Here is a 20665-nt window from a genome sequence, read left to right on the forward strand (position 1 = left end):
CTTGTACCGATAACCCCGTAACCACCTGCGCATTCTTGCAAACAGGTGTGTACCGTTATTTCTTCACAGGGTTCGTGTCTTTACACGAGTTCAGCACGTTATCCATAACGCGTTTTTCATCGGCAGTGACCCATAGCTGATACTTTGCTTTTACATGCACCTGCCGCGCCACATATGTGCATCGGTAGGCCGTATTGCCAGGAAGCCAGTCAGAAGCATCAGCATCAGATTTCTGCATATTTGCGGGCCCGTCTGCTGCTACCAGGTTCTCGGGGTCGTTCGCGAGCTCACGACGTTTTTCCTCGCCAATATCTTGAGCCCCGGTCTGCCACGCATTCGAAAGCGCCACCACATGGTCGATCTGAACGGCACTTGAAGACTTCTTACCTCGTTTAAATTCGATTGTCCTGCCGGTATAAGGATCGTCAAGAGTTCCGGTTTGTACGGTGCAAGCACGAGTTCCCGCTTTGAAACGAATATTTGTTAAATCACGACGCAAAATATCATCACGAGTATTACATCCATTATGATCGACATCGTCCCAGGCAGCACCAAATTGCTCACGCGTATACCCGGCTTTTGATGCCCGCTCTTTCACAGGCAGGGCAGCAAGCTCCTTCTTCGCCGTCGATAAGTTAGGTGCATATGCTGTGGCTGGATCAACCGCATCATGCGGGTTCTTGACCTCTTCCAGAGACTCAGTTTTGACGTTCTGCTCTTCGCCGTCCCCTGTAGCAGAAGATGAGGCACTAGGGTTACCCAACAGCCCGCCTTGGCTATGCCGCCCAATATAGATAACGGCAATAATCAGCACGATGATCACAAGAATAGCCAAAGCAGTATAGAGAAAACGCTTGTTCTTAGGATCCATATCTGGAGGCAAAATCTTGCGCGGGTCGACATCGGCAATCTTCTTAAAATCGCGAAGATTCGGCGTAGGAGGCCTTTTAGACTTTGTCACGATGTTCTCCAGTACGTCTGCGGCATAGATATGCTGTTAGATTCAGTGCGCTCATAAAGCTTACGAATGAGAAAAATCTCATGCTAAAAACCGGATTCACCGGTATTGCACTACAAGGATAGGGGTTTATAGAGCTAGAAAGAAATCCAGAGGTAAAGGGTTTTCTTTACCAATATTGTGACACGTATCAGAAGTTCCCCGCCTCTCTTGTTCATCCACAAGATCAGAATTCTTGTCCCGTTCAGATAGGCTATCCACAGGTGCACATACAACGCTCTCTTTATCACACTACATTGAGGCACACTAGAAAAACCGCACCCCACTCTGACAGGGGATGCACATTATCTGATTAACACACCGCCTAACATTTCAGGGAGCTCTATCATGGCTGATACTGTTATCCTACGCGGGTTTACCGCAACCGCCCCACAGCTACGCACACTTCCGACCGGAATCCCAGTCGTCAATTTTAGGTTGGCAAGCACGCCACGCTGGTTTGACTCAGCAACAAACTCCTGGCGCGAGGGACAAACAAGCTGGTACACTGTCTGCGCCTACCGCAAGCTGGCACAAAATATTGCTGCCTCCCTCACAGTGGGAAGTCCCATACTCCTCACCGGGCGCGTTCGCACACAACAGTGGCAACGCGAAGATGGTTCTCAAGGTGCATCCGTCGAAGTTGATGCCAGCAGTATCGGTCTTGACCTTACCTTCGGCACCAGCACATTCTCACGCACTGTAGAGCACAGCGGCACGCAATCCCACACTCAGGATGACACAACAAACCCGATTCAGAAGGATGTATCGCAGGACGGCCATGCCGCTCCCCCACAACCATCGAGTACACAGCAATACCCAAACCGCACCCTTCAAGAAGCTGGACCACGAGGAACAGCATCTTCACCTCAACGGGAATTTTCACAACCCAAAAACACTGTTTCAGCATCTACAGATACGCACCAGACTGTTCACCAATCTTCAGAACCTACAAATAGTTTTGAGCATGAGAAACAAAGCGATCAAATATCTGAAATGGCGCCCTTCTAGAATTCAACACCACAACTTCTAAAAACCGCATATAGCGTGCCGCGTATCACCTTGAATTGATTTGTCACAAGTTATCGAACTCATGTAGAGTAGTATCCGTTGCAATCGCGCGGGAAACCGCATGATGTACATGGTGGTCGTAGCTCAGTTGGCAGAGCGCCTGGTTGTGGTCCAGGAGGTCGCGGGTTCAACCCCCGTCGATCACCCCGTCACTAGGGTCGTTATGGTAATCCCCATAGCGGCCCTATAGCTTTACCTACTAGAATTTATATGTTTTATTCCCCTGAGGAAAGAGGATTTTCTGTGCAATCAACTCTGACATTTTCTGAAGACCATGAGCTGTTCCGAGAAGCAGTCCGTGAATTCGTAGCACACGAAATAACCCCTCACTACCCCGAATGGGAACAAGCACACATTATGCCTCGCTCAGTATGGCAAGCCGCCGGAGAAGCAGGAGTATTAGGACTTGCGGTCCCCGAAGAATTTGGCGGAGCCCAGCTGCCCGATTACGAGTATCAATTAGTTCTAACCCAAGAACTCGCAACCGTTGGAGGATATGGGTTTGCGCTCGCAGTGCATCTTCAACAGGATCTGGTGCTCCCCTATTTACTCGCATACGGTACACATGAGCAAAAGGAACGTTGGCTACCCCAAATGGTAAGCGGTGACCTCGTGACTTCATGCGCTTTTACAGAACCAGGTGCAGGATCCGACCTGCGGGCATGCCGCACATCCGCAGTACGTGATGAGAACTCTTACCTTCTCAACGGGCAGAAGACGTTTATCGGATCCGGTATTTCGGGGGATGCAGCTCTCGTGTTGGCCCGCACTGATGGTTCCTCTGAACGTGCTTCTGAGGATTCATTTTCCCTCTTCTTCGTCGAAAAATCTGAAGGTTACACCCCGGGACGGCAGCTCGACAAGATGGGTATTCGGGCCTCAGATACTGCCGAACTATTCTTCGAGAATGTACGTGTTCCCGCTGAGAACCTTATCGGTGAGCCCGGTCAAGGCTTGACCTATATCAAACAGCATCTGCCCCAAGCGCGTTTAGCGATTGCCGCTGCGTCCGCCGTTATCAGCAGGACTACTCTCAACGCCACACTAGAGTATGTAAAAGAACGTAAGGTTTTTGGGTCTCGTGTGGCAGATTTTCAGAATACCCGTTTTGAACTAGCTAATGCTCTCATGAATACAGAACTTTCCGAACTCTACGTGGCACGCGCTATAGCGGCTTTTAACGCTGGGGAGCTTACCGCTGAGGACGCCGCTAAAGCCAAGGTCTTTGCCTCTGAAAAAGCCTGCACAATTACCGATCGGTGTCTGCAGCTTTTCGGCGGCTATGGCTATATTAATGAGCATCCTGCAGCCCAAGCATTCCTCGCGGCACGGCTACTGCCTATTTTTGGGGGTACAAACGAGCTTCTGCGCGATAACATAGGATTTGACCTACTCGCTGAGTAGACACCAATATACTCTATCAATAGCTCTTTACTTTGTGATTTCGAGAACGAAGGATTTACCTGTGGCTATTCGCCCTGTTGTTATTTATGGCAATCCCGTTTTACACCGACCGGCTGCTCCAGTCACGGCCTTTGACGATGAGTTCAAAGCTCTTGTTACCGATATGTATGAAACTATGGATGCAGCCCACGGAGTGGGTCTCGCGGCTCCTCAAATCGGGGTAGGTTTACGAGTTTTTACCTATCAGATGGAAAATGAAGATGGTGTTACTCCCCGCGGGTGCATCGTTAACCCCAGGCTGACTCTCGGCAAGGTGTCCGCGGCAGAGCCCGACCCCCATGACGAAGAAGAAGGGTGTCTTTCGTTCCCAGGCTACGGTTTTCCCCTCAAACGTGCTGAGTGGGTTACTGTCAATGGATTTGATGTCGAAGGCAATCCGCTCAGGTTTGAGGCAACCGGCTGGTTTGCCCGCTGTATGCAGCATGAGACCGACCACCTTGATGGAAAACTATATGTGAATCGTCTTAATAAAAAATGGACCTCTCGCATGAAGAAAGTTGTTAAACGCGAAGGCTGGACTGTTGAGGGTAATAGTTGGATGCCCGGTGTAGATCCTGACCCGTTCGGACATTAAAAACATAAAATCATCCACACTACCGGTGCGCCTGATTCTTGATACACAGAATTAGGCGCACCGGTGTTGTATACGAGCGTCATGAGAAGCAGGGTGCCCTATAAGCCGGGTTCTGTCATCGGTACCGATGAAAGCTCTGTACCTGAGGCAATCATCTATCTAGGGCTTATGTTGCCATAAGCGTCAAGCGGCCTACCCGAACACGCGCCGCTGGCTCGGGCGCACTACCCTATCATGGCGTGTTCTGTTTGGCCTTGCTCCGCATGGGGTTTACCTAGCTGGGCACGTCACCGCGCCCACTGGTGGTCTCTTACACCACCCTTTCACCCTTACCTCGATGAGGCGGTTTACTTTCTGTGGCACTAGCCTGCGAGTTACCCCGAGTGGATGTTATCCACCATGCTGTGCTGTGGAGCCCGGACTTTCCTCGATATACCCCTCAGAAGACGTATCTCGCGATTGCCCAGGCACCCTGCTTCAGCCTTCTATTCTAGCGGAGTTATTATCGCTGCTCTATTTCTGCCCGGTAGAATAAGAAGCATGCTGATTCTTCTGCCTCCTTCTGAGGGTAAGACCCCTGCGCCTCGCACACACGCACCAGTTAATCTTGCCGAGTTATCGTTTCCAGAGCTCACAACCGAACGTGAAGATGTGCTGGAAGAACTCATGCGAGTTTCCGCTCAGGAAGACGCTCTAGATGTCCTCGGGGTGGGTGCATCGCTCACAGCAGAGATTGAACGAAACACGCGGTTAGTGGAGGAACCGGCGCATTCGGCAGCTAAAGTCTATACGGGCGTGCTCTTTGAGGCGCTGGATTACGCCAGTTTCTCCCCCGATGAACGGGAGTTAGCTCAGAAGTCCGTTCTTATTTCATCTGCTTTATGGGGTGTGGTGCAACTTGAAGATCATATTCCTGCGTATCGGCTGTCTATGGGAACCAAGCTTGGCGCTATAGGTGCTCTGGCTACATATTGGCGCGGAGCTTTGGGGAATGCGTTGACCGCATACGCGCAGGGGCACCTCATTCTTGACTGCCGTTCCAGCGCTTACGCGAAATCGTGGGTATCGCCGTCAGCCCAGACATTAGCGGTCCGTGTTGAACGCGTTGCAGCAGATGGTTCACGCAAGGTTGTCTCCCATATGGCAAAGCGTTATCGCGGAAAGTTAGCTCGCTACGTGATCACTCATGCCCTTACCGAGCGACCTTTTGAAGGTACAGCGGGCATTTCAGAATTCTTGGAGGCGCTTGACCGCGATTGGGAACTTGAATGTACCTTACCGACGCCCAAGAAAGCAGGAACACTGACCCTTATTATCCGTGAATAGATTTCTCAGGTGTGAATATAGCGTGTATTCTTCTGGTATCTACGAGAATTCTCCCGCTATCAACACCCTAAAGAAAGAACTGTTATATTCTAATTTCGAAGTGTAGAGGAAATAGATTCTGTATACTCGGCACATTTTCTAAGAATGTGTCCAGAGAATTTTCTCACAAGGTTTATAACAGTTTTATAAATATCTTCGAAGATCCTTTACCATATATGACATCCCTGGTACATTATAGGGAGTCATATCGCACTAGCCATGATGGATTATTGTATGTCTTTCACTTTTAAACTTCGTAAAGCTCCCACGACTATATGCTCACTTACCCTAGTTGGCGCTACTCTTGCACCTAGTACCCCCGTCTTCGCAGAAACTCAGCAGCCCCAAACCACCGATTCTCAGGGGCAGCCTGCCGTTGTTGCACAGGAAGATCTCTCGACCCTAAATCAGGTGGAAGGTAACGCAACTCCGCAGACCGTTTCGCCCCAGAAACGTTTTATTGACGTTCCTGAATCTTCTGCTTTTTATAATGAGATTACTTGGCTTTTTAACCGTAAAATCACGATCGGTTACCCAGATAGCACATACCACCCGAAAGATTATATTGAGCGTTCGGGTATAGCTGTTTATTTCTATCGCCTGGCAGGCTCCCCGCAAGTTGACCTTCCCGAAAAGTCGCCTTTCACAGACGTTTCTCCTAACGATATGTGGTATAAGGAAATGGTGTGGTTCCATCAGCAGGGTCTTACCACTGGCTGGTCTGATGGAACTTTCCGCCCGCATGACCTGGTAGATCGTAACGCTATGGCGGCATTCTTCTACCGCTTCGCGGGCAGCCCTCAGTTTGAGGCACCTGCGGTCTCTCCTTTCTGGGATTTGAGCCCAGACGAGCCTTTCTATAAAGAGATTGCCTGGCTTCGCAGTACAGATATTACGACCGGGTGGTCAGATGGTTCTTTCCACCCCTATGAGCCTATTTCACGTGAAGCAATGGCGGCATTTATTTACCGTTATGCACATATGAAGCGCTAATAATCAGAGTCTAGATAAATATGGCGTGCTCCTAAGAGAATAGGGGGCACGCCATATTTATGTTTTATTGGCCGCCGTAGTATTATCAACAGAAAAATATTCAGGAAAAATAGTAATGCATGTTGCAAAATATTAGTTTTTCTCACATTTATTTTAGAAGTCCCGTCGGGCTGTTCTGAATATTTTTAGCGAGGTGTGCTTGCCGAACCAATGGTTTGTCCAGTGCTTACATGAAAATCCCAGGGGTCGGTATTTAGCGAGGATACCGAAATTTCAATACTGTATCCCTGGCCCGCTAGGGTTTCTTGCAGACGTTCCGCAGCACGATTTAACCATAAAGATTCACTTGCAGCATGTGAACAGTCGATGAGTGCAGTATCAGTACCTCGCACAAGTTCTTGTTCCCGGAACTCACTGGCAGGGTGATGCCGTAAATCTGCGGTGATATAGACATCAGCTTCAGATGCCCGCACGGCATCAAATAACGAATCACCGGCGCCTCCGCAGAGAGCAACACGACGAATAAGTTTTTGTGGGGATCCCGCAACGCGCAGCCCACCCGCTGTTGCGGGAAAAGCAGCAGCTAGTTCTTCAGAGAGTTCCTGCAATGTAAGAGGGCGGGCAAGAACACCTACACGACCTGTTCCAACGCAGTATTCCTCACCTGCAAGTTCCTGTTGCTGCTGATCAGTCAGCGGTTCGCATCCTTGTAGATTAAGCGCTTCACAGAGAGCCTCGTTGACACCGGCGACGGCGGCATCAGCATTGGTGTGCGCACCGAGCAGGCCACATCCGCCTTCAATGAGGGTATGGAGCACGTTGCCTTTGTAATCGGAGTCGGGCATGAAGCTGGTACCACGCAAAAGAAGCGGATGGTGAGTAATAAGAAGACCGGCCCCAAGATTTACGGCTTCTTGGGCGGTTGCTGATATGGCATCAACCGCAAAATGCACATGTTCGACGGGTGCCTGTAAACGCCCACAAACTAGCCCGGAAGAATCCCAGCTAGCGGCAAGGTGCGGCGGATACAGGCCATGAAAAGTATCAACAATGTGGGATAGCGTAGGTGTTGTCATGATTCTATTGTGGCATCTAGCAGCAGAAAGACGAGCTATTACACGTCCCGTAGCAGACCTCAGGGAGTACGGGGAATAATAGTTGATACAGCTACGCTGTAAAGAAATGTACATCTATCTGTGGGAGAGGTCTTATGAAAAGCTTTGTTGTTGGCGGCGGTTGTTTTTGGTGTATTGACGCTGTTTTTCGGCAGTTCCAGGGTGTGAAAGCAAGCGTATGCGGGTATGCGGGCGGGCACACCCAAAACCCCGATTATCGGTCTGTATGCTCGGGAACGACTGGGCATCACGAGGTTGTCCGGGTTGATTTTGATGAATCGGTTATAGGTGAAGACGCGATTTTGGATATTTTCTTCTCCGCACACGATGCGACAAGCTGGGATCAGCAGGGTGCCGACCGTGGTTCGCAGTACCGTTCCGTGCTGCTGTATTCCTCTGACGAACAGAAGGCTGTGTTTGAGGCTGCGAAAGAGCGAGCTCAGTCATTCTTCGACGCCCCAGTTGTCACCGAGATTAAACCGCTGACTGAGTTTTGGGAAGCAGAAGGGTACCACCAGGATTACTACGCGAAGAACCCATATCAGGGGTACTGTTCCGTAGTAGTTGGGCCTAAGGTAGCGAAAGTACGCAAACAATATGCTCATCTTTTGAAAGGCTAAATACAGATCAGACCATTATTATCCCCACTGAGAGTTTGAACCCCCGTAAATCTATCCTTGAGAAATGGAAATTTTCCACGTTTCACATGCAGGATGACGTTATGATGGAATTAGTACAGATTTGAAAGGGCATCATGACTCTAGTTTCACGTCGCCAAGCTGTGTATTTGACCGGTACGGGTCTCACAGCGGCAACGGTTACTGCCTGTGCGCCAAAGGTTCAGCCGGCAAGTAATGATGCTTCTCCATCGCCCGGCGGTACCGCATCTGCTGAGAGCGCAGTCTCGGCGGCGGGGGCTTCCCCATCAGCATCGGATGGTCTGCAAAGTTCCGGGAAGAACTATCAAGGACCTGTAAAACTAGAGAAATACGATTCTAAAGGTGAGTTCAAACCGGGCACCCGCGAGCATAAGGCAGAGAACGTACCGGCTCCTGTGGAACCAGAAAATATGCATGAAGAGTCTGTGGACGGCATGTATTCGTTCATTGCCTTCTGGGTTGAGGCACAAAATTATCTTTACTTAACGGGTGACGGTGCTCTGTTGCGTAAAGCTGATCCGGCTGACGATTACACCGAAAGTATTGATCTTTATAAAGCCTTATACGACAGCGGTGTAGTCTGGGTTCTTGGGGAACAGCATCCTATGAAAATTTCACTCAACTCTGCAAAACCGGTGAAGAATCCGCGGAGTGAAACATCGTATATGTGGATTGCTACCGTTGAGTTTGGTGAAGGTACTGAAATCTATAATTCGCAGACTCAGGAGACTTACCCCCTTAATGACCTTATGCAGTCTGGGTCTAGGGTCTCGGTGATCACTCAATATGAAAACGGCACATGGCGCATGCTCAAGGACGACGGCTCGCAGGCTTCGCCCGGTGGCACTAAGGCTCCTTAGAAATCTCCACACATTTTAGGTGTGCTAGGGTTTTATCGGTAGATTTTATAGAGAACGTATATATTTTTACGTTCTATTCTTGTGAAGTTTTTCGCGCAGGCGGAAACGTTTTTTGATGGGAAGGTTTCTCATGAGCTCAATGTCGCGTCGTGGCGCTTTCACTGTTGTAGGTGCCGGTTTTATAGCTACTTTTACCGCGTGCTCGTCGCAGAACAAGGATGCGGCGCCAAGTGCTAGCGCATCTGCCAAGGCTGCATCGCCATCACATTCGGCTGCTTCTGCCTCTGCATCTGCTACACCTTCTGGTCCTAGTTTTAAGGGTGAGTTGAAGTTGGAGAACTACAGATCGTCTGGTGAATTTGAACCTGGCACGCAGGAGCATCCGGCGCAGCATGTGCCTGTTCCGGTGGAACCCGCGAAACTGCGTGAAGATTCGGTTGAGGGCCTATATGCCTTTGTAACCTACTGGCTCGCGACTTTGAATTATATGCTTTTGACGGGTGACGGTAACTATTTCACGAATATTGATCATACGGGCGATTACACAACTATTGCCGATTTCATGCAGGATATGTACGCTTCAAAAACTGGCTGGGTGACTGGCGTGCAGAACCCGTTGACGATGTCTTTGGATACAGATCACCCAACGAAGGATGAGAAGAACGGATTTTATACCTGGAAGACAACGATGAAGGTTAACCAGGAGTCTGCGGTGTATACGAAGACGACGAACCGTTCGCAGCCGCTTCCTGAGGTTTTTAAGGTGCCGAGCGGTGTTGTCTCGGGCCAGGTGACGGCTCACTATCTTGAGGGAACGTGGCGTATGGTGCACCGTGCTCCTGCCGCAGCGGGTGCTTCTGCCAGTGCGCAAGGGTCTGCGAGTACGGGCGGGGAGAATAAGTAGGTGCTCCCCCGTTTCTAGTTATTCACATTATGATGCAAGCGGGTTAGGTTTTGCCGAAAAGGTTATATAAGTGCTTTTTCCTGACCCGTTTGGGCATTTATAAAAATAAAGAGAATTCTCCGGTTTGCCTGAACCGGAGAATTCTCTTTTCCTAGTGTGACCCCAACCGGATTTGAACCGGTGTTGCCGCCGTGAGAGGGCGGAGTACTAGGCCGCTATACGATGGGGCCGGATTGTTTTTCGGGACCCGCCCGAACAACATATATAACTATACAGTTAAGGAAATACCCCACCAACTCTAGTAAGCATGATATGTGTCACTAGACTTAATGGAGTATTCCTCATAGGGTTGAAAAATTATCCCCGCAGGTGCGGGGAAAACGTGTCGTTATCCTGATAGCGGGCTGTACACGGCGGCTCATCCCCGCAGGTGCGGGGAAAACGACGGTATCGAGTCTATCGGGGAACTAGGTAGCCGGCTCATCCCCGCGGGTGCGGGGAACATCGGAAAAACCAGGATATTGACTGGCACAATGCAAAGGATCCAGAGGAGCCCACAAAGCCCCTAGCCTTCGAGTTATTAGCATCAGCTATACGTCTGCCCTACCAATACTCGGATTCTCCAAAGAACAGGGTTAATGGACAACTCCGCTTTGATGCTGCCATTGAGGAGTTAGAAGACGAGCGCATTGACTCGTGGCAGAAAAGCTTTATGCTTGCCGGTGAGCTAATTTTGCCTTTTGAGTTACAGGATTCCGGTTTCTACGAGGTAAAGCTCGTCGATTATCTTCTTCGTTACTCTCCTGAATTAGGCCTTGAGGCTATTCAAATTTCTGATGACTAAAGAAGGTTTATAAGCAGCATAAAAGTCCCGGTTCTCTAAGAACCGGGACTTTTTACTTGTGCGCGATACTGGGTTCGAACCAGTGACCTCTTCCGTGTCAGGGAAGCGCGCTACCGCTGCGCCAATCGCGCCTACAACATCAATGTGTTGTGCGAGGTGAGGACGGGATTCGAACCCGCGTACACGGCTTTGCAGGCCGCTGCCTAACCACTCGACCACCTCACCGCATACATCTCTCGCGAGATGAGTTCGAACTCTAGGAGTCCTACGAGCGGTTGACGAGACTTGAACTCGCGACATCCACCTTGGCAAGGTGGTGCTCTACCAACTGAGCTACAACCGCTTATCAGGTGCTTTTCAAGCATCAACAACAGGCTTTACCCGTCACACTGACAGATAAATACTATACGGGTTTTTTCGTCGTTTGCCAAATCTTTTGCCGCACTTTTTAGGCCGAGCGTCAGCACCAAAAACCTTACAATCTTCTACACAAACAAGGTCGCAAATATCAAGCACAGCACTTCGCTATACCGCAATGCCGAAATCTAAGCCTCTGATTCCCCTAGCAAGCCTTCACGGGCGAGCGCCGTCAGACGCGAGACGGCACGGAAGTACTTCTTCTGGTAACCACCAGCAAGCATTTCGGGTGTGAAGACCTGGTCGAAGGGTACACCGGATGAGACGATCGGCAGGTCTTTGTCGTAAAGACGGTCAGCGAGCACAACAAAGCGCAGCGCTACCGCTTGCTCGGTAATCGGGTGTACATCACGCCAAGCGATACCCTGCAGACCGTCGATAAACTGGCGGTAACGGGAAGGGTGCACTTTCGCTAGGTGTTCGACAAGCTCTGAGAAAGTATCGATACCCACGGTTTTTCCATCGAATACTTCCTCAACCTTAGCGTCGAACGCGTCGGGAGTTACGGGTTCCGGTGCAGCTGGAAGACCGCGATGACGGAAGTCTTCACCATCCACACGGTGTACTTCGAATTGTTCGGCGAGTACTTGGATTTCACGTTTGAAGTCTTCGGCGGCAAAGCGTCCTTCGCCGAGGGCACCGGGCAGAGTGTTGGAGGTTGCTACGAGTTTGACGCCCGCATCTGCGAGTTCGCGCATCAGGCGGGACATGAGGACGGTATCGCCGGGGTCGTCAAGCTCGAATTCGTCAATGCAGACGAGCTTGTACCCACTGAGCGCTTCTACGGTTTTGCGGAAGGTGAGGGCACCAACCAGGTTGGTGTATTCGACGAAGGTACCGAAGGCTTTGGGTCCGTCAACATAGTGCCATAGGGAGGCTAGAAGGTGGGTTTTCCCAACACCGAAGCCGCCGTCTAAATAGAGCCCGGATTTTGCGGAGTCTTTCTTTTTACCGCCAAAAAATTTGCCGAAGAACCCGCCGGAATTTCCTCCTTTGTTGATTTTATCGCCGAAGGTTTTGAGTTTTTGTACTGCTTCAGCTTGGGAGGGCTGGTTTGGATCGGGAATATAGCTGTCGAATGACACTTCACCGAATCGTTCTGAGGGACGAAATCCAGCGAGAAGCTCTTCTGCTGAGACGTTTGGGATACGTTCGGTAAGGTGTTCGTAGGTGACGGGCACGATATAACTTTCTGAGTGACGTCTATGTTACTTGTCTTAAGTTTAGTACGGATGTGCTGAGCTTGCCGCAGCCCGGTACTCGGAGTGCTCTCTCCCTCGGGTACAGATGCGGTGAAAACGCAGTAAAACCCGGGACTATGCGTTTTACGTGGTTTTAGTCATGTGCGATCTAAAACCTTGAAAACACAGTCCCGGGTTTAGTCGTCAGGGGTGAATTCTGCGTGAGATTCGGCAGAGACTTATGAGAAGGTGAGCGAGTACAGCTGCACTCCGGACGAGACCTTGAGCTCAATAACTCCGCTACTTTGCTCATCGCCGCGCACAATGTGGTGGGCGTTGGGAGCGCCGTCTATGTGAATCTTTTCCGTTGTACCATTGCGCCGCACTTCGATGGTACCGCTGCCGCCAGCAACAACCTGCGCTCCGTGAGCACGATAGTTAATCCGCAAAGTGCCATCGTTTCCTTGAGGCTCAATACGTTCGGGGGTTATAGACCACGTACCGTTGAGGTCGTATTGGTCAACAGCTAGACGATCTGCCGGTTTGAAGGTTCGGGTTCCGTTAGAGTAGCTTTCTTGCCCCGCAAAGTACATTGCGCGCTTAGAGCCCAGATACGTTTCAGGGGTTCGCGCATCATGCGCGTTTTGTGTTTCCTCTTGTGCATCATCCTTGTGAATAGGGTCTGGAAGCTGCACTTGTGGATTTGCGGCTTTGAGAAGTTCGCGTACCTGTGCCTCGGTCACCTTATGCCCACCTTCACCATAGTGAACAGCACGAAGTTTACCTTCACTATCAATGAGATAGTGTGCAGGCCAATAGCGGTTGCTGTAAGCACGCCAAATAGCATAGTCGTTGTCTTGAACTACCGGGTATTTAATACCTAGGTTCTCAATGCCTGCCTGGACATTCTTACCTTCGTGTTCGAACGCATATTCCGGCGTGTGTACTCCCACTATTTCTAGACCATAATCATGGTATTTGGCGTAGAGCTCATTCAGGTGCGGTGCCGTCCTCTGACAGTTAATGCACGAGTATGCCCAAAAATCAACGAGTGTAACCTTTCCACGCATATGAGCGAGACTTGGCTGATTCTCAGTGTTGAAGTTACCCGTGCCACCTGCTAATTCCGGGGCAGAGCCGCAGTCCTGCAATTTTTCTTCATCGGGTCGGCACGAGCTTATCGACCCACCGGTGGAAGAAGAAATAATATTATTCTGCGTATCTTGACTGATAGTCTGCTCAATCCCTTCCGTATAATTCGGAATTGCGCGCTGCAGCTGGGCGGGAACGTTGAATACTAGTCCGATTGAAAGAGCGATCAAGAGTACACCCGAGGCGGTGCGCACTCCACGCTGGTGGGTGCGGAACGTCTTAACTCGTTCTGCAATGCTTCGCCCCGCAAGAGCAAAGATCAACAGCGGAATAGCTGTTCCGAAAGCAAAAGATAGGGTGAGTGCTACAGTTTCGATACCGATGTTTCCGGTTGCGCCAGCAAGGGTAATAGCTGCAAGAACCGGACCCGCACAGGGCACATAGACGAGACCGAGAGCAAGCCCCATGAGGAAGCCGCCACGTGTGGTGCTGCGTTTCGCTCCGAGTTTTGAGAATTTCGCGAAAGGTTTTTCAAGCAGGCGCTCCAACGGGGGTATAAGCATGCTCAGCCCAACAATAATGAGGAAGGTGATACCTAAAATCCTCAGCGTATCTTGCGGCAAGTGCAGGGCAGCAAGAATAACCGAACCGAGCAGGGTAAAGAGGCTGAAGCTCAGAACAAGCCCGCCTACAACTTGATAGGGACGCCAGCGTGATGCAGTACGCTGCATGGGTGCCGGAGCTGCGTTTCCGAGAACTGCGCTTCTGCGCGAGAATAAGGCTTGCACATTGTCCGCAGAATCTTTTGCTATGCCTGTTTGTCCAAATTCGGTGGATGCAGTGCGCGCTGAATCTGCACCGCCAGTGACGAGAATAACGGGCAAGATAGGCAGGATGCAGGGCGAGATCCCAGTGATAAGACCACCGAGTATGCCTAGGATGATGAGCGATAACAGCATAGTTATTTTCCTCATGGATTGGTAATGCGAGGCGATGCTGCCTCACGTGTTGTCATGGTTATATTCGGAACGAACTGCGGTTTCGGTTTGGTTGAAATTATTTTTATAGCGATGCCTGCACAATTGACAGCATCTTAATGAGGCCTTTTACTCCGCAATATTCAAGCTCATGGAAGTTTTTCTCAAGGTGTTGCGAGAGGTAGTCAGATACATCACTTAAAATTTTCTGAGGTTTTGCAATCCGAGCGGGCTGAATGTTCCGAATACCTAATGAGTCCAGTTTAGGATTCTGAATATTTTGCAATGGTACGGGCGCTCCTCCGCGTTACCTGTGCCGATATAAGATTGGAGTTACGTATGTCCGTTATTCTTCGCACTGCGTCTTTTGCAGCTGTTTCTCTAGCCCTCGTTGCTGGTGTTTCTGCATGTTCTTCTAACGCTTCTGATCAGAACTCATCGCCAAGCGCATCGTCGAGCTCTTCTGCATCATCCACCCCCTCTTCTTCTGCCATGATGAGTTCAGACGCTATGATGTCGCCTTCAGCTATGCCGAGCCAGTCTGCCATGTCTGGGGACAAGATGGATGACGACCACGGCAAGATGGACGGCGATAAAATGCAGGGAGATCATGACAGCATGAAGCATGATGACAACAAGATGGACGGTGACAAAGGAGGCAAGATGGAAAACAAAGACGCCATGATGTCTCCTTCGGCTTCCGCCATGTCGAAGTAATATTTTGCCGGTATGCTGTTTTACACCCTGGAATATTTTCTAGGGTGTAAAACATACCTAAACTTCGCTTATCACCGACACAATAATCAAATGTCATCATAGGGCGTGAGATGATATGACCATGACTTTTTTGGATCGTCAGGTGACTTCGGCGTATCAAGAAGCTCAAAAAGCCACCCAAATTCCTCAGGAATATCAGCGCTTAACTGCGTTGATGGAGTGTGCTGCCGCAGGAAACGAACATTGTTTTGAAGCTCTATACGATGCGCTTGTTCCGCGTCTGTACGCGCTTATTAACCGCATTCTTCATAACCGAACGCATGCGGAAGAAGTTACTCAAGAAGTTTTTCTAGAAATATGGCAAAAAGCGCCTTTATACCGTGCAGAACGGGGTACTGTGTTGTCGTGGGCTGCAACTATTGCTCACCGCCGTGCGGTTGATCGGGTGCGCTCCGTTGCAGCCTCCACAGAACGTGATTTCACACGCGGTCTTGAGGAATATCGCGAATCTTATCATCACGTTGATGATGCAATAGCTGCTTTTATGGATACGGAGGAGATTCACCATGCTCTATCTGGTATTCCACGCGAACAAGCCCAGCTGCTCACCATGGCATATTTCGGAGGTAAATCACAGCGCGAGATCTCCGATGAAACGGGCATTCCTCTAGGAACTGTCAAAACCCGCATGCGCGCTGGCATGCAGAAACTACGTGAACGATTGGAGGGCACCCGTGAGCACTAAAGACTATCCCGAAGATTTCCCCGATAAACTCGACTACGCCCTCCACACGCTTTCACCAACGCAACGTATAGCGTTTGAATCGTGGACCCCCAAACACGAACGCGAAGATGCTAAGGCCGATGCTGCGGTCCTCTCTGAGGTTTTTGGTACTTCGCTCACTCCGCAAGAGCCGTCCGCTGAGCTTAAAGCTCGTGTGATGGCGCAGGTTGCGCATACCGAGCAAATCCAGCCAGCTAATGAGCTAGGTACAGATGACGTGAATGCCGAGCATAAGAGTGATCATGCCGATTCCGAAGGTTACTTTGTATCAGATAATGCAGACAACGCTCAAGCTATCGCAGGCTCAGAGGATTCCGCTTATGCACGAGCTAAACGGCGTTGGTTCGGGGCTCAGGGTAAATTCTCACCATCTCGCATGACGGCTGCGGCAAGTATTATTATCGCTGCTGGTCTGGGCATATGGGGTTTCACGCAGCATCAGCAACTAGAACGTACCTCCCAGGAGCTTCAAGCCGCGAGGGTGTCCTCTTCGACCCCAGCGCATCCGGCAACTGCACGACCCGGCGACCAGTCGATCGTCGAGCAAATCAGCATGGCTCCTGACCTTTCAATGGCCCAAGGTAAAGTCAACGGTATGCCAGTATCGGTCATGTACTCCCCTTCCCACAACATGGCAGGTGTTTCAACGACAAATCTGCCTGCGCTGCCCGAAGGAAAGGTCTATAAACTCTGGTTTTACGATGCTCAGGGCAATATTGTGGGATCTGGAATCCTCAATTCTGCTGGCCGCGGTGCCGGGATCACAACCATGACAGAGCACGATCTGAGTACGGTCACCGACTTTGGTATCTCAATTGAAGATGAATCGGCTAATTCTCCTAGTCAGAAACCCGCTATGCTGGAAAACGTTGTGTGACCTAACGCTTGCAGGCACCCCATCCCTACGCAGGTAAAGGTGATACATACCTTAGGGGTTCACCTTACGTTTTCGTAGAATAGTCTTCATGGCTAAAAAGAATAAAAGCGGCAAGAAAGGTGCCTCCACCGCTGCGGTCGCGCTCTTGAAGGAAACTAAGACTCCTTTTGAGATTCGTGAATACGAGCATGTGGAGGGAGAAACCTCCTTTGGGTTGGAGGCCGCGCAGAAACTTGGCGCCAATCCTGAGCAGGTATTCAAGACGCTTCTGATTGTTCATGACAAAGATTTTGCGGTGGCGGTAGTGCCAGTGAGCGGGCAGCTAAACTTGAAAGCGGCGGCACACGCCCTTGGTTGGAAGAATGCCTCTATGTGCGATCCGAAGGTTGCCGAGCGCCGCACTGGATATGTGGTGGGTGGTATTTCGCCGTTAGGGCAGAAAACTCCTTCCCCCACGCTTTTGGATGCCAGCGCTGAGCAGTATCAAACCATCATGGTCTCTGGCGGTAAACGCGGGCTTGATATTGAGCTCTCCCCCGCCGACTTGCTTAAACTCACCGGCGGCAGCTATGCACCTCTTCGAGCCTGAGCCGCCGTGTCTTGAGCTGCAGGCCCCCACGGCGGAGGACGCCGCCGAATGGTATACGACGCTGTTCAGGGATACGCGCGTCATGGAGTATTTGGGGCGGCCCGCAGATTCACTCGCCCACTATGAGGATATGGTGGTGCGGGCTCGCGCCGACTATGAGCGGGAAGGGTTCTGTCTTTACACGGTGCTGGCTGATGGTGAGGTGGCGGGTTTCACCGGGGCGCACCGGTGGGTGAACGATTGGGGACCGACCGGGCAGATTGAGCTGGCTTGGCGGCTTGGGTGCGCTTTCTGGGGTAGGGCATCGCCACCCGCGCCGCCCAGCAGGTAATGGGTGAGCTTGCGGAAGCTGGGCATCAGCAAGTCTTTGCTGTTGTTCATACCCACAACCGGGCGTCGGTGGCAGCGGCTTAACGTTTGGGGATGCACCAGCGCAGCAGCTACGAGGTGCGGATAAACGGCTTAATCTTGCCCGTTACCGAATGGGGTCACGGACCTGTACCATCGGGAACAAAACCCGAGCCAGCACCGTTATAACGGCGACAGCTCATAAGAGAAGATTTGAAGGAGTAGCAGTGGGAAACTCACTACCGGGTGTCGGTAAAATTGCGAAGAATTGGCGTGAAGTTCTCAAGCCCGAAGAGTACGTGGTACTGCGTGAAGGCGGCACCGAACGTGCTTTCACCGGTGAATACTGGGATACGAAAACCGAGGGTGTGTATTCGTGCCGAGCCTGTGGGACCGAGCTTTTCCGCTCTGCTGAGAAGTTCGAGTCGCACTGCGGCTGGCCCTCTTTCTTCGCTCCACTCGCCGAAGATCGTGTGCGGTATCTGGAAGACACCACGTTAGGGATGCGCCGAGTAGAGGTACGTTGTGCCGCCTGCGATTCGCATCTGGGTCACGTGTTTGAAGGCGAAGGATACGATACTCCGACTGATCTGCGGTATTGCATCAATTCTGTCTGTCTCACATTGGAACCGCAAAAGTCGTAAGCTAGAGCTATTTACGAGACAATACTGCTGTTAGCCGGTGCCGATCCTTGGGTTTTCGGTATATTTGAAGAAAAATGTAACGCACAGCGGCAACGGGTAGAATGGTGGAGTTATTGTTTTCAGCCCCGTCGAGGGAGCTACCAGAAACGGATATTCAAGGAACCACTTTCAGATGAGTCTCAGCCCGAGTACCGAGCCTATCAAACTCCCACCTATGCTCGGATTACCTGCTGATTTCACAGTTCCTGATGTTATTCCGCTAACTACCCCGTCAGTTCCGGTCCCCTCCATTATCAACACGGAGAGGGCGCTTGAACGTGCTGCTGAATCTTTGCGTGCTGCATCCGGTCCGGTTGCAGTCGATACGGAACGCGCACAGGGTATACGGTACGGGATCAGGGCTTTCTTGGTGCAGCTGAAACGCGAAGATAAACTCTACCTGATCGATCCCGAAGCTTTTTCTGACCTTAGGATCATCAACGATGCTCTAGCAGATGCCGAATGGATTATTCACGCGGCAACCCAGGATTTTCCAAGTCTGGATCTTCTTGGAATGCGACCGCGTCTTCTCTTTGATACCGAGCTCGGCGCACGTTTAGCGGGCCTGGAACGGGTGAACTTGGGAGCTGTTGTCAAAGAGCTTCTGGGATACAAACTTGAGAAAAAGCACTCCCAAGAAGACTGGTCACAACGTCCTTTGCCAGAGTCTTGGCTCAACTATGCATGCCTTGATGTTGATGTACTGGCAGATTTACGCGATGCCTTGGAAGAGGTTTTAGAAAACCAGGGAAAACTTGAGTATGCCCGCCAGGAATTTGCCTATCTCTGTTCACTGCCGCCCGCCGACCCTGCTGCGAAGAAAGCCGAACGGTGGAGGAAAACGAAGGGACGGAACACGCTCCGGTCCGTACCGCAACTAACAGCCCTGCGGAATCTTTGGTTCGAGCGCGATAAATTAGCGCAGAAGAAAGATATAGATTCTAAGGCTTTACTCTCAGATGCCGCACTTGTTGAGGCTGCGCAGAAAATGCCTCGCAATGTACCAGCTATCATGGCGATTCCGGGGTTCCGTACTCGACTGTTGAAACGTGAAGGTCCCCGCTGGGTGCGTGCGATAGTATCAGCGTCTCGGGGTGAGGACCCGGCACCCTATACCATTCCGGCAACCGCGCCTCCCCCGCTTAAGGCTTGGGAAACGAAACGCCCTATTTCACTAAAGATTCTTAGCGAAGTGCGGAAGATAGTACAACGGGAGTCAGAGCGGCTCAATATTCCAGCACAGAATATTATCAGCGCTGATTGTATACGGCGTCTGTGCTGGGATCCGCCCGAGCCTTACTCTCAAGAGGCCCTTCTTGAGGCTCTTCGCTCGCATGATGTGCGCCCGTGGCAGGTTGAAATCCTCGCCCCGGATCTTCATGAAGTTTTCCAGCGACACCTTGGCTAATGCCTTAACACATGGATCTCTCAACCCAAGAAAAATATGGAGGCACGCGCCACACAACAAAACGGCTTATTCGCGTGCATACGATTTATCCTCTAGATTTATAAGAGAGCGACACGCAGCTATCCCACAGGTACGGTCGCCTCAGCATCACACAAGCCCGGCTTCACACACCGGGGAATTCAAGGAGGAACGATGAACGAAGTACCATCGTGCACCTGTTCGTGCGCACAATCAGAAATTTCTGCGCACGAGCCAAACTCTCAGAGCATTCAGGAGCTGGAGCATAAACTTTCGCGCCGAAATGCACTCGTAGCGGGGGCTACAGCTACCGCAGGGGCTCTTGCTTTAAGCGCCTGTGCCGAAGGTTCCAGCGGTGGTGGTGGTGGTGGAGGCGGCGGTAACGGTGCTGCCGGGCCAGAGTCCCCCACCGATATTGCGGCAGTTTCGGAGGTACCCGTCGGCAAAGCGGCGAAACTTACCAAAGGCGGCGTTACCGTTATCGTATCTCAGCCTGAAAACGGTGTCTTCAAGGCTTTTAGTTCCACCTGCACCCACCAAGGATGCCAACTCAACGCACAAAACAACAGCCAAATTGTGTGCCCATGCCATGGTTCTCAGTTTGCGCTCGCCGATGGCTCAGTCAAAGGTGGTCCTGCCGAGTCGCCGTTGAAATCCTATAAAGCAGAGGTGAAAGACGGCAGGATCATTGTTGGAGGATAATACCTTTCACATATGGGCATTGACGG

Annotated in this window: 21 protein-coding genes, 5 tRNA genes and 1 other RNA gene; 18 read left to right on the plus strand and 9 right to left on the minus strand. The window is 51.0% G+C overall.

What is annotated here, in order from left to right:
* Positions 1 to 55 precede the first annotated feature (55 nt).
* Positions 56 to 961 (minus strand): HNH endonuclease family protein, encoded by a 906-nt coding sequence (locus HMPREF2609_RS04270; protein ID WP_070535162.1) that lies wholly within the window; start codon positions 959 to 961, stop codon positions 56 to 58.
* Between the two features lie 384 nt (positions 962 to 1345).
* Here HMPREF2609_RS04270 and HMPREF2609_RS04275 point away from each other — a divergent pair, with 384 nt between their 5' ends.
* From HMPREF2609_RS04275 to def, 4 genes are all read left to right on the plus strand, one after another.
* Positions 1346 to 2008: a single-stranded DNA-binding protein gene (locus HMPREF2609_RS04275; RefSeq protein WP_070535164.1), complete on the plus strand. Its 663-nt coding sequence runs from the start codon at positions 1346 to 1348 to the stop codon at positions 2006 to 2008.
* A gap of 133 nt (positions 2009 to 2141) precedes the next feature.
* A tRNA-His gene (locus HMPREF2609_RS04280) sits at positions 2142 to 2214 on the plus strand.
* 64 nt (positions 2215 to 2278) lie between these two features.
* The gene (locus tag HMPREF2609_RS04285; RefSeq protein ID WP_070535166.1) at positions 2279 to 3472 is read left to right on the plus strand and encodes an acyl-CoA dehydrogenase family protein; all 1194 of its coding nucleotides are present in this window, start codon (positions 2279 to 2281) and stop codon (positions 3470 to 3472) included.
* Between the two features lie 61 nt (positions 3473 to 3533).
* Entirely contained in the window at positions 3534 to 4106 is a 573-nt protein-coding gene (gene def, locus HMPREF2609_RS04290; protein ID WP_004004524.1) for a peptide deformylase, read from the plus strand.
* An 85-nt stretch (positions 4107 to 4191) separates the two neighbouring features.
* On the opposite strand, the gene rnpB is transcribed toward def, so the two are convergent.
* Positions 4192 to 4581, minus strand: an RNA gene (rnpB, locus tag HMPREF2609_RS04295) — RNase P RNA component class A.
* A 65-nt stretch (positions 4582 to 4646) separates the two neighbouring features.
* On the opposite strand from rnpB, the gene HMPREF2609_RS04300 reads away from it, so the two are divergent.
* Both HMPREF2609_RS04300 and HMPREF2609_RS04305 read left to right on the plus strand, forming a co-directional pair.
* Positions 4647 to 5432, plus strand: a complete 786-nt coding sequence (locus HMPREF2609_RS04300) for a YaaA family protein (RefSeq protein WP_048751615.1) — start codon at positions 4647 to 4649, stop codon at positions 5430 to 5432.
* Positions 5433 to 5705: 273 nt separating this feature from the next.
* Positions 5706 to 6464, plus strand: a complete 759-nt coding sequence (locus HMPREF2609_RS04305) for an S-layer homology domain-containing protein (protein ID WP_239661836.1) — start codon at positions 5706 to 5708, stop codon at positions 6462 to 6464.
* Positions 6465 to 6649: 185 nt separating this feature from the next.
* Here the strand turns inward: HMPREF2609_RS04305 and HMPREF2609_RS04310 are convergent, their stop codons facing one another.
* Positions 6650 to 7540, minus strand: a complete 891-nt coding sequence (locus HMPREF2609_RS04310) for a Nif3-like dinuclear metal center hexameric protein (protein WP_048754293.1) — start codon at positions 7538 to 7540, stop codon at positions 6650 to 6652.
* A 134-nt stretch (positions 7541 to 7674) separates the two neighbouring features.
* On the opposite strand from HMPREF2609_RS04310, the gene msrA reads away from it, so the two are divergent.
* The 3 genes from msrA to HMPREF2609_RS04325 all read left to right on the plus strand — a co-directional run bounded on the left by msrA (position 7675) and on the right by HMPREF2609_RS04325 (position 10002).
* Positions 7675 to 8199 carry a peptide-methionine (S)-S-oxide reductase MsrA gene (gene msrA, locus HMPREF2609_RS04315; protein WP_048754292.1) on the plus strand — a complete coding sequence of 175 codons (525 nt, stop codon included), beginning with the start codon at positions 7675 to 7677 and terminating at the stop codon, positions 8197 to 8199.
* 134 nt (positions 8200 to 8333) lie between these two features.
* On the plus strand, positions 8334 to 9098 hold the full coding sequence (locus tag HMPREF2609_RS04320) for a DUF6318 family protein (RefSeq protein WP_070535168.1): 765 nt from the start codon (positions 8334 to 8336) through the stop codon (positions 9096 to 9098).
* A gap of 130 nt (positions 9099 to 9228) precedes the next feature.
* Positions 9229 to 10002 carry a DUF6318 family protein gene (locus HMPREF2609_RS04325; RefSeq protein WP_239664681.1) on the plus strand — a complete coding sequence of 258 codons (774 nt, stop codon included), beginning with the start codon at positions 9229 to 9231 and terminating at the stop codon, positions 10000 to 10002.
* Between the two features lie 157 nt (positions 10003 to 10159).
* Here HMPREF2609_RS04325 and HMPREF2609_RS04330 read toward each other — a convergent pair.
* A tRNA-Glu gene (locus HMPREF2609_RS04330) sits at positions 10160 to 10232 on the minus strand.
* 290 nt (positions 10233 to 10522) lie between these two features.
* Here HMPREF2609_RS04330 and HMPREF2609_RS10570 point away from each other — a divergent pair.
* Positions 10523 to 10846, plus strand: a complete 324-nt coding sequence (locus HMPREF2609_RS10570; protein WP_160311901.1) for a hypothetical protein — start codon at positions 10523 to 10525, stop codon at positions 10844 to 10846.
* Positions 10847 to 10905: 59 nt separating this feature from the next.
* Here HMPREF2609_RS10570 and HMPREF2609_RS04335 read toward each other — a convergent pair.
* From HMPREF2609_RS04335 to HMPREF2609_RS04355, 5 genes are all read right to left on the minus strand, one after another.
* Positions 10906 to 10977, minus strand: a tRNA-Val gene (locus HMPREF2609_RS04335).
* Between the two features lie 23 nt (positions 10978 to 11000).
* Positions 11001 to 11071, minus strand: a tRNA-Cys gene (locus tag HMPREF2609_RS04340).
* Between the two features lie 45 nt (positions 11072 to 11116).
* Positions 11117 to 11189, minus strand: a tRNA-Gly gene (locus HMPREF2609_RS04345).
* A gap of 202 nt (positions 11190 to 11391) precedes the next feature.
* Entirely contained in the window at positions 11392 to 12444 is a 1053-nt protein-coding gene (gene zapE / locus HMPREF2609_RS04350; RefSeq protein ID WP_070535170.1) for a cell division protein ZapE, read from the minus strand.
* Positions 12445 to 12683: 239 nt separating this feature from the next.
* Positions 12684 to 14495 carry a cytochrome c biogenesis protein DipZ gene (locus tag HMPREF2609_RS04355; protein ID WP_070535172.1) on the minus strand — a complete coding sequence of 604 codons (1812 nt, stop codon included), beginning with the start codon at positions 14493 to 14495 and terminating at the stop codon, positions 12684 to 12686.
* A gap of 357 nt (positions 14496 to 14852) precedes the next feature.
* Between HMPREF2609_RS04355 and HMPREF2609_RS04365 the strand changes: the two genes are divergently transcribed.
* The 8 genes from HMPREF2609_RS04365 (at position 14853) to HMPREF2609_RS04400 (ending at position 20639) form a co-directional block, all read left to right on the plus strand.
* Complete coding sequence (locus HMPREF2609_RS04365) at positions 14853 to 15230, plus strand: hypothetical protein (protein WP_246825569.1); 378 nt, start codon at positions 14853 to 14855, stop codon at positions 15228 to 15230.
* A gap of 121 nt (positions 15231 to 15351) precedes the next feature.
* Positions 15352 to 15975 (plus strand): sigma-70 family RNA polymerase sigma factor, encoded by a 624-nt coding sequence (locus tag HMPREF2609_RS04370; RefSeq protein ID WP_239664679.1) that lies wholly within the window; start codon positions 15352 to 15354, stop codon positions 15973 to 15975.
* On the plus strand, positions 15965 to 16891 hold the full coding sequence (locus tag HMPREF2609_RS04375) for an anti-sigma factor (RefSeq protein WP_070535178.1): 927 nt from the start codon (positions 15965 to 15967) through the stop codon (positions 16889 to 16891). Before HMPREF2609_RS04370 ends, HMPREF2609_RS04375 begins: the two co-directional genes overlap by 11 nt.
* An 88-nt stretch (positions 16892 to 16979) precedes the next feature.
* Positions 16980 to 17480, plus strand: a complete 501-nt coding sequence (gene ybaK, locus HMPREF2609_RS04380; RefSeq protein WP_070535180.1) for a Cys-tRNA(Pro) deacylase — start codon at positions 16980 to 16982, stop codon at positions 17478 to 17480.
* The gene (locus HMPREF2609_RS11110; protein WP_246825570.1) at positions 17461 to 17811 is read left to right on the plus strand and encodes a GNAT family N-acetyltransferase; all 351 of its coding nucleotides are present in this window, start codon (positions 17461 to 17463) and stop codon (positions 17809 to 17811) included. Before ybaK ends, HMPREF2609_RS11110 begins: the two co-directional genes overlap by 20 nt.
* A 244-nt stretch (positions 17812 to 18055) precedes the next feature.
* Entirely contained in the window at positions 18056 to 18472 is a 417-nt protein-coding gene (gene msrB / locus HMPREF2609_RS04390; protein WP_048754285.1) for a peptide-methionine (R)-S-oxide reductase MsrB, read from the plus strand.
* A 172-nt stretch (positions 18473 to 18644) separates the two neighbouring features.
* Complete coding sequence (locus HMPREF2609_RS04395) at positions 18645 to 19919, plus strand: HRDC domain-containing protein (protein WP_070535182.1); 1275 nt, start codon at positions 18645 to 18647, stop codon at positions 19917 to 19919.
* Positions 19920 to 20111: 192 nt separating this feature from the next.
* Positions 20112 to 20639: a Rieske (2Fe-2S) protein gene (locus tag HMPREF2609_RS04400; RefSeq protein ID WP_070535184.1), complete on the plus strand. Its 528-nt coding sequence runs from the start codon at positions 20112 to 20114 to the stop codon at positions 20637 to 20639.
* Positions 20640 to 20665 lie beyond the last annotated feature (26 nt).

This window comes from Rothia sp. HMSC058E10 (assembly GCF_001809415.1).
In the GTDB taxonomy this organism is placed as follows: Bacteria; Actinomycetota; Actinomycetes; order Actinomycetales; family Micrococcaceae; genus Rothia; species Rothia dentocariosa.

Bases quoted from the DNA above. Each gene is read 5' to 3' on its own strand.
- HMPREF2609_RS04275 (WP_070535164.1), top strand. From the start codon at position 1,346: ATGGCTGATACTGTTATCCTACGCGGGTTTACCGCAACCGCCCCACAG.
- HMPREF2609_RS04285 (WP_070535166.1), top strand. From the start codon at position 2,279: ATGTTTTATTCCCCTGAGGAAAGAGGATTTTCTGTGCAATCAACTCTG.
- HMPREF2609_RS04300 (WP_048751615.1), top strand. From the start codon at position 4,647: ATGCTGATTCTTCTGCCTCCTTCTGAGGGTAAGACCCCTGCGCCTCGC.
- HMPREF2609_RS04305 (WP_239661836.1), top strand. From the start codon at position 5,706: ATGTCTTTCACTTTTAAACTTCGTAAAGCTCCCACGACTATATGCTCA.
- HMPREF2609_RS04310 (WP_048754293.1), bottom strand. From the start codon at position 7,540: ATGACAACACCTACGCTATCCCACATTGTTGATACTTTTCATGGCCTG.
- msrA (WP_048754292.1), top strand. From the start codon at position 7,675: ATGAAAAGCTTTGTTGTTGGCGGCGGTTGTTTTTGGTGTATTGACGCT.
- HMPREF2609_RS04320 (WP_070535168.1), top strand. From the start codon at position 8,334: ATGACTCTAGTTTCACGTCGCCAAGCTGTGTATTTGACCGGTACGGGT.
- HMPREF2609_RS04325 (WP_239664681.1), top strand. From the start codon at position 9,229: ATGAGCTCAATGTCGCGTCGTGGCGCTTTCACTGTTGTAGGTGCCGGT.
- HMPREF2609_RS04355 (WP_070535172.1), bottom strand. From the start codon at position 14,495: ATGCTGTTATCGCTCATCATCCTAGGCATACTCGGTGGTCTTATCACT.
- HMPREF2609_RS04365 (WP_246825569.1), top strand. From the start codon at position 14,853: ATGTCCGTTATTCTTCGCACTGCGTCTTTTGCAGCTGTTTCTCTAGCC.
- HMPREF2609_RS04370 (WP_239664679.1), top strand. From the start codon at position 15,352: ATGACTTTTTTGGATCGTCAGGTGACTTCGGCGTATCAAGAAGCTCAA.
- ybaK (WP_070535180.1), top strand. From the start codon at position 16,980: ATGGCTAAAAAGAATAAAAGCGGCAAGAAAGGTGCCTCCACCGCTGCG.
- HMPREF2609_RS11110 (WP_246825570.1), top strand. From the start codon at position 17,461: ATGCACCTCTTCGAGCCTGAGCCGCCGTGTCTTGAGCTGCAGGCCCCC.
- HMPREF2609_RS04395 (WP_070535182.1), top strand. From the start codon at position 18,645: ATGAGTCTCAGCCCGAGTACCGAGCCTATCAAACTCCCACCTATGCTC.
- HMPREF2609_RS04400 (WP_070535184.1), top strand. From the start codon at position 20,112: ATGAACGAAGTACCATCGTGCACCTGTTCGTGCGCACAATCAGAAATT.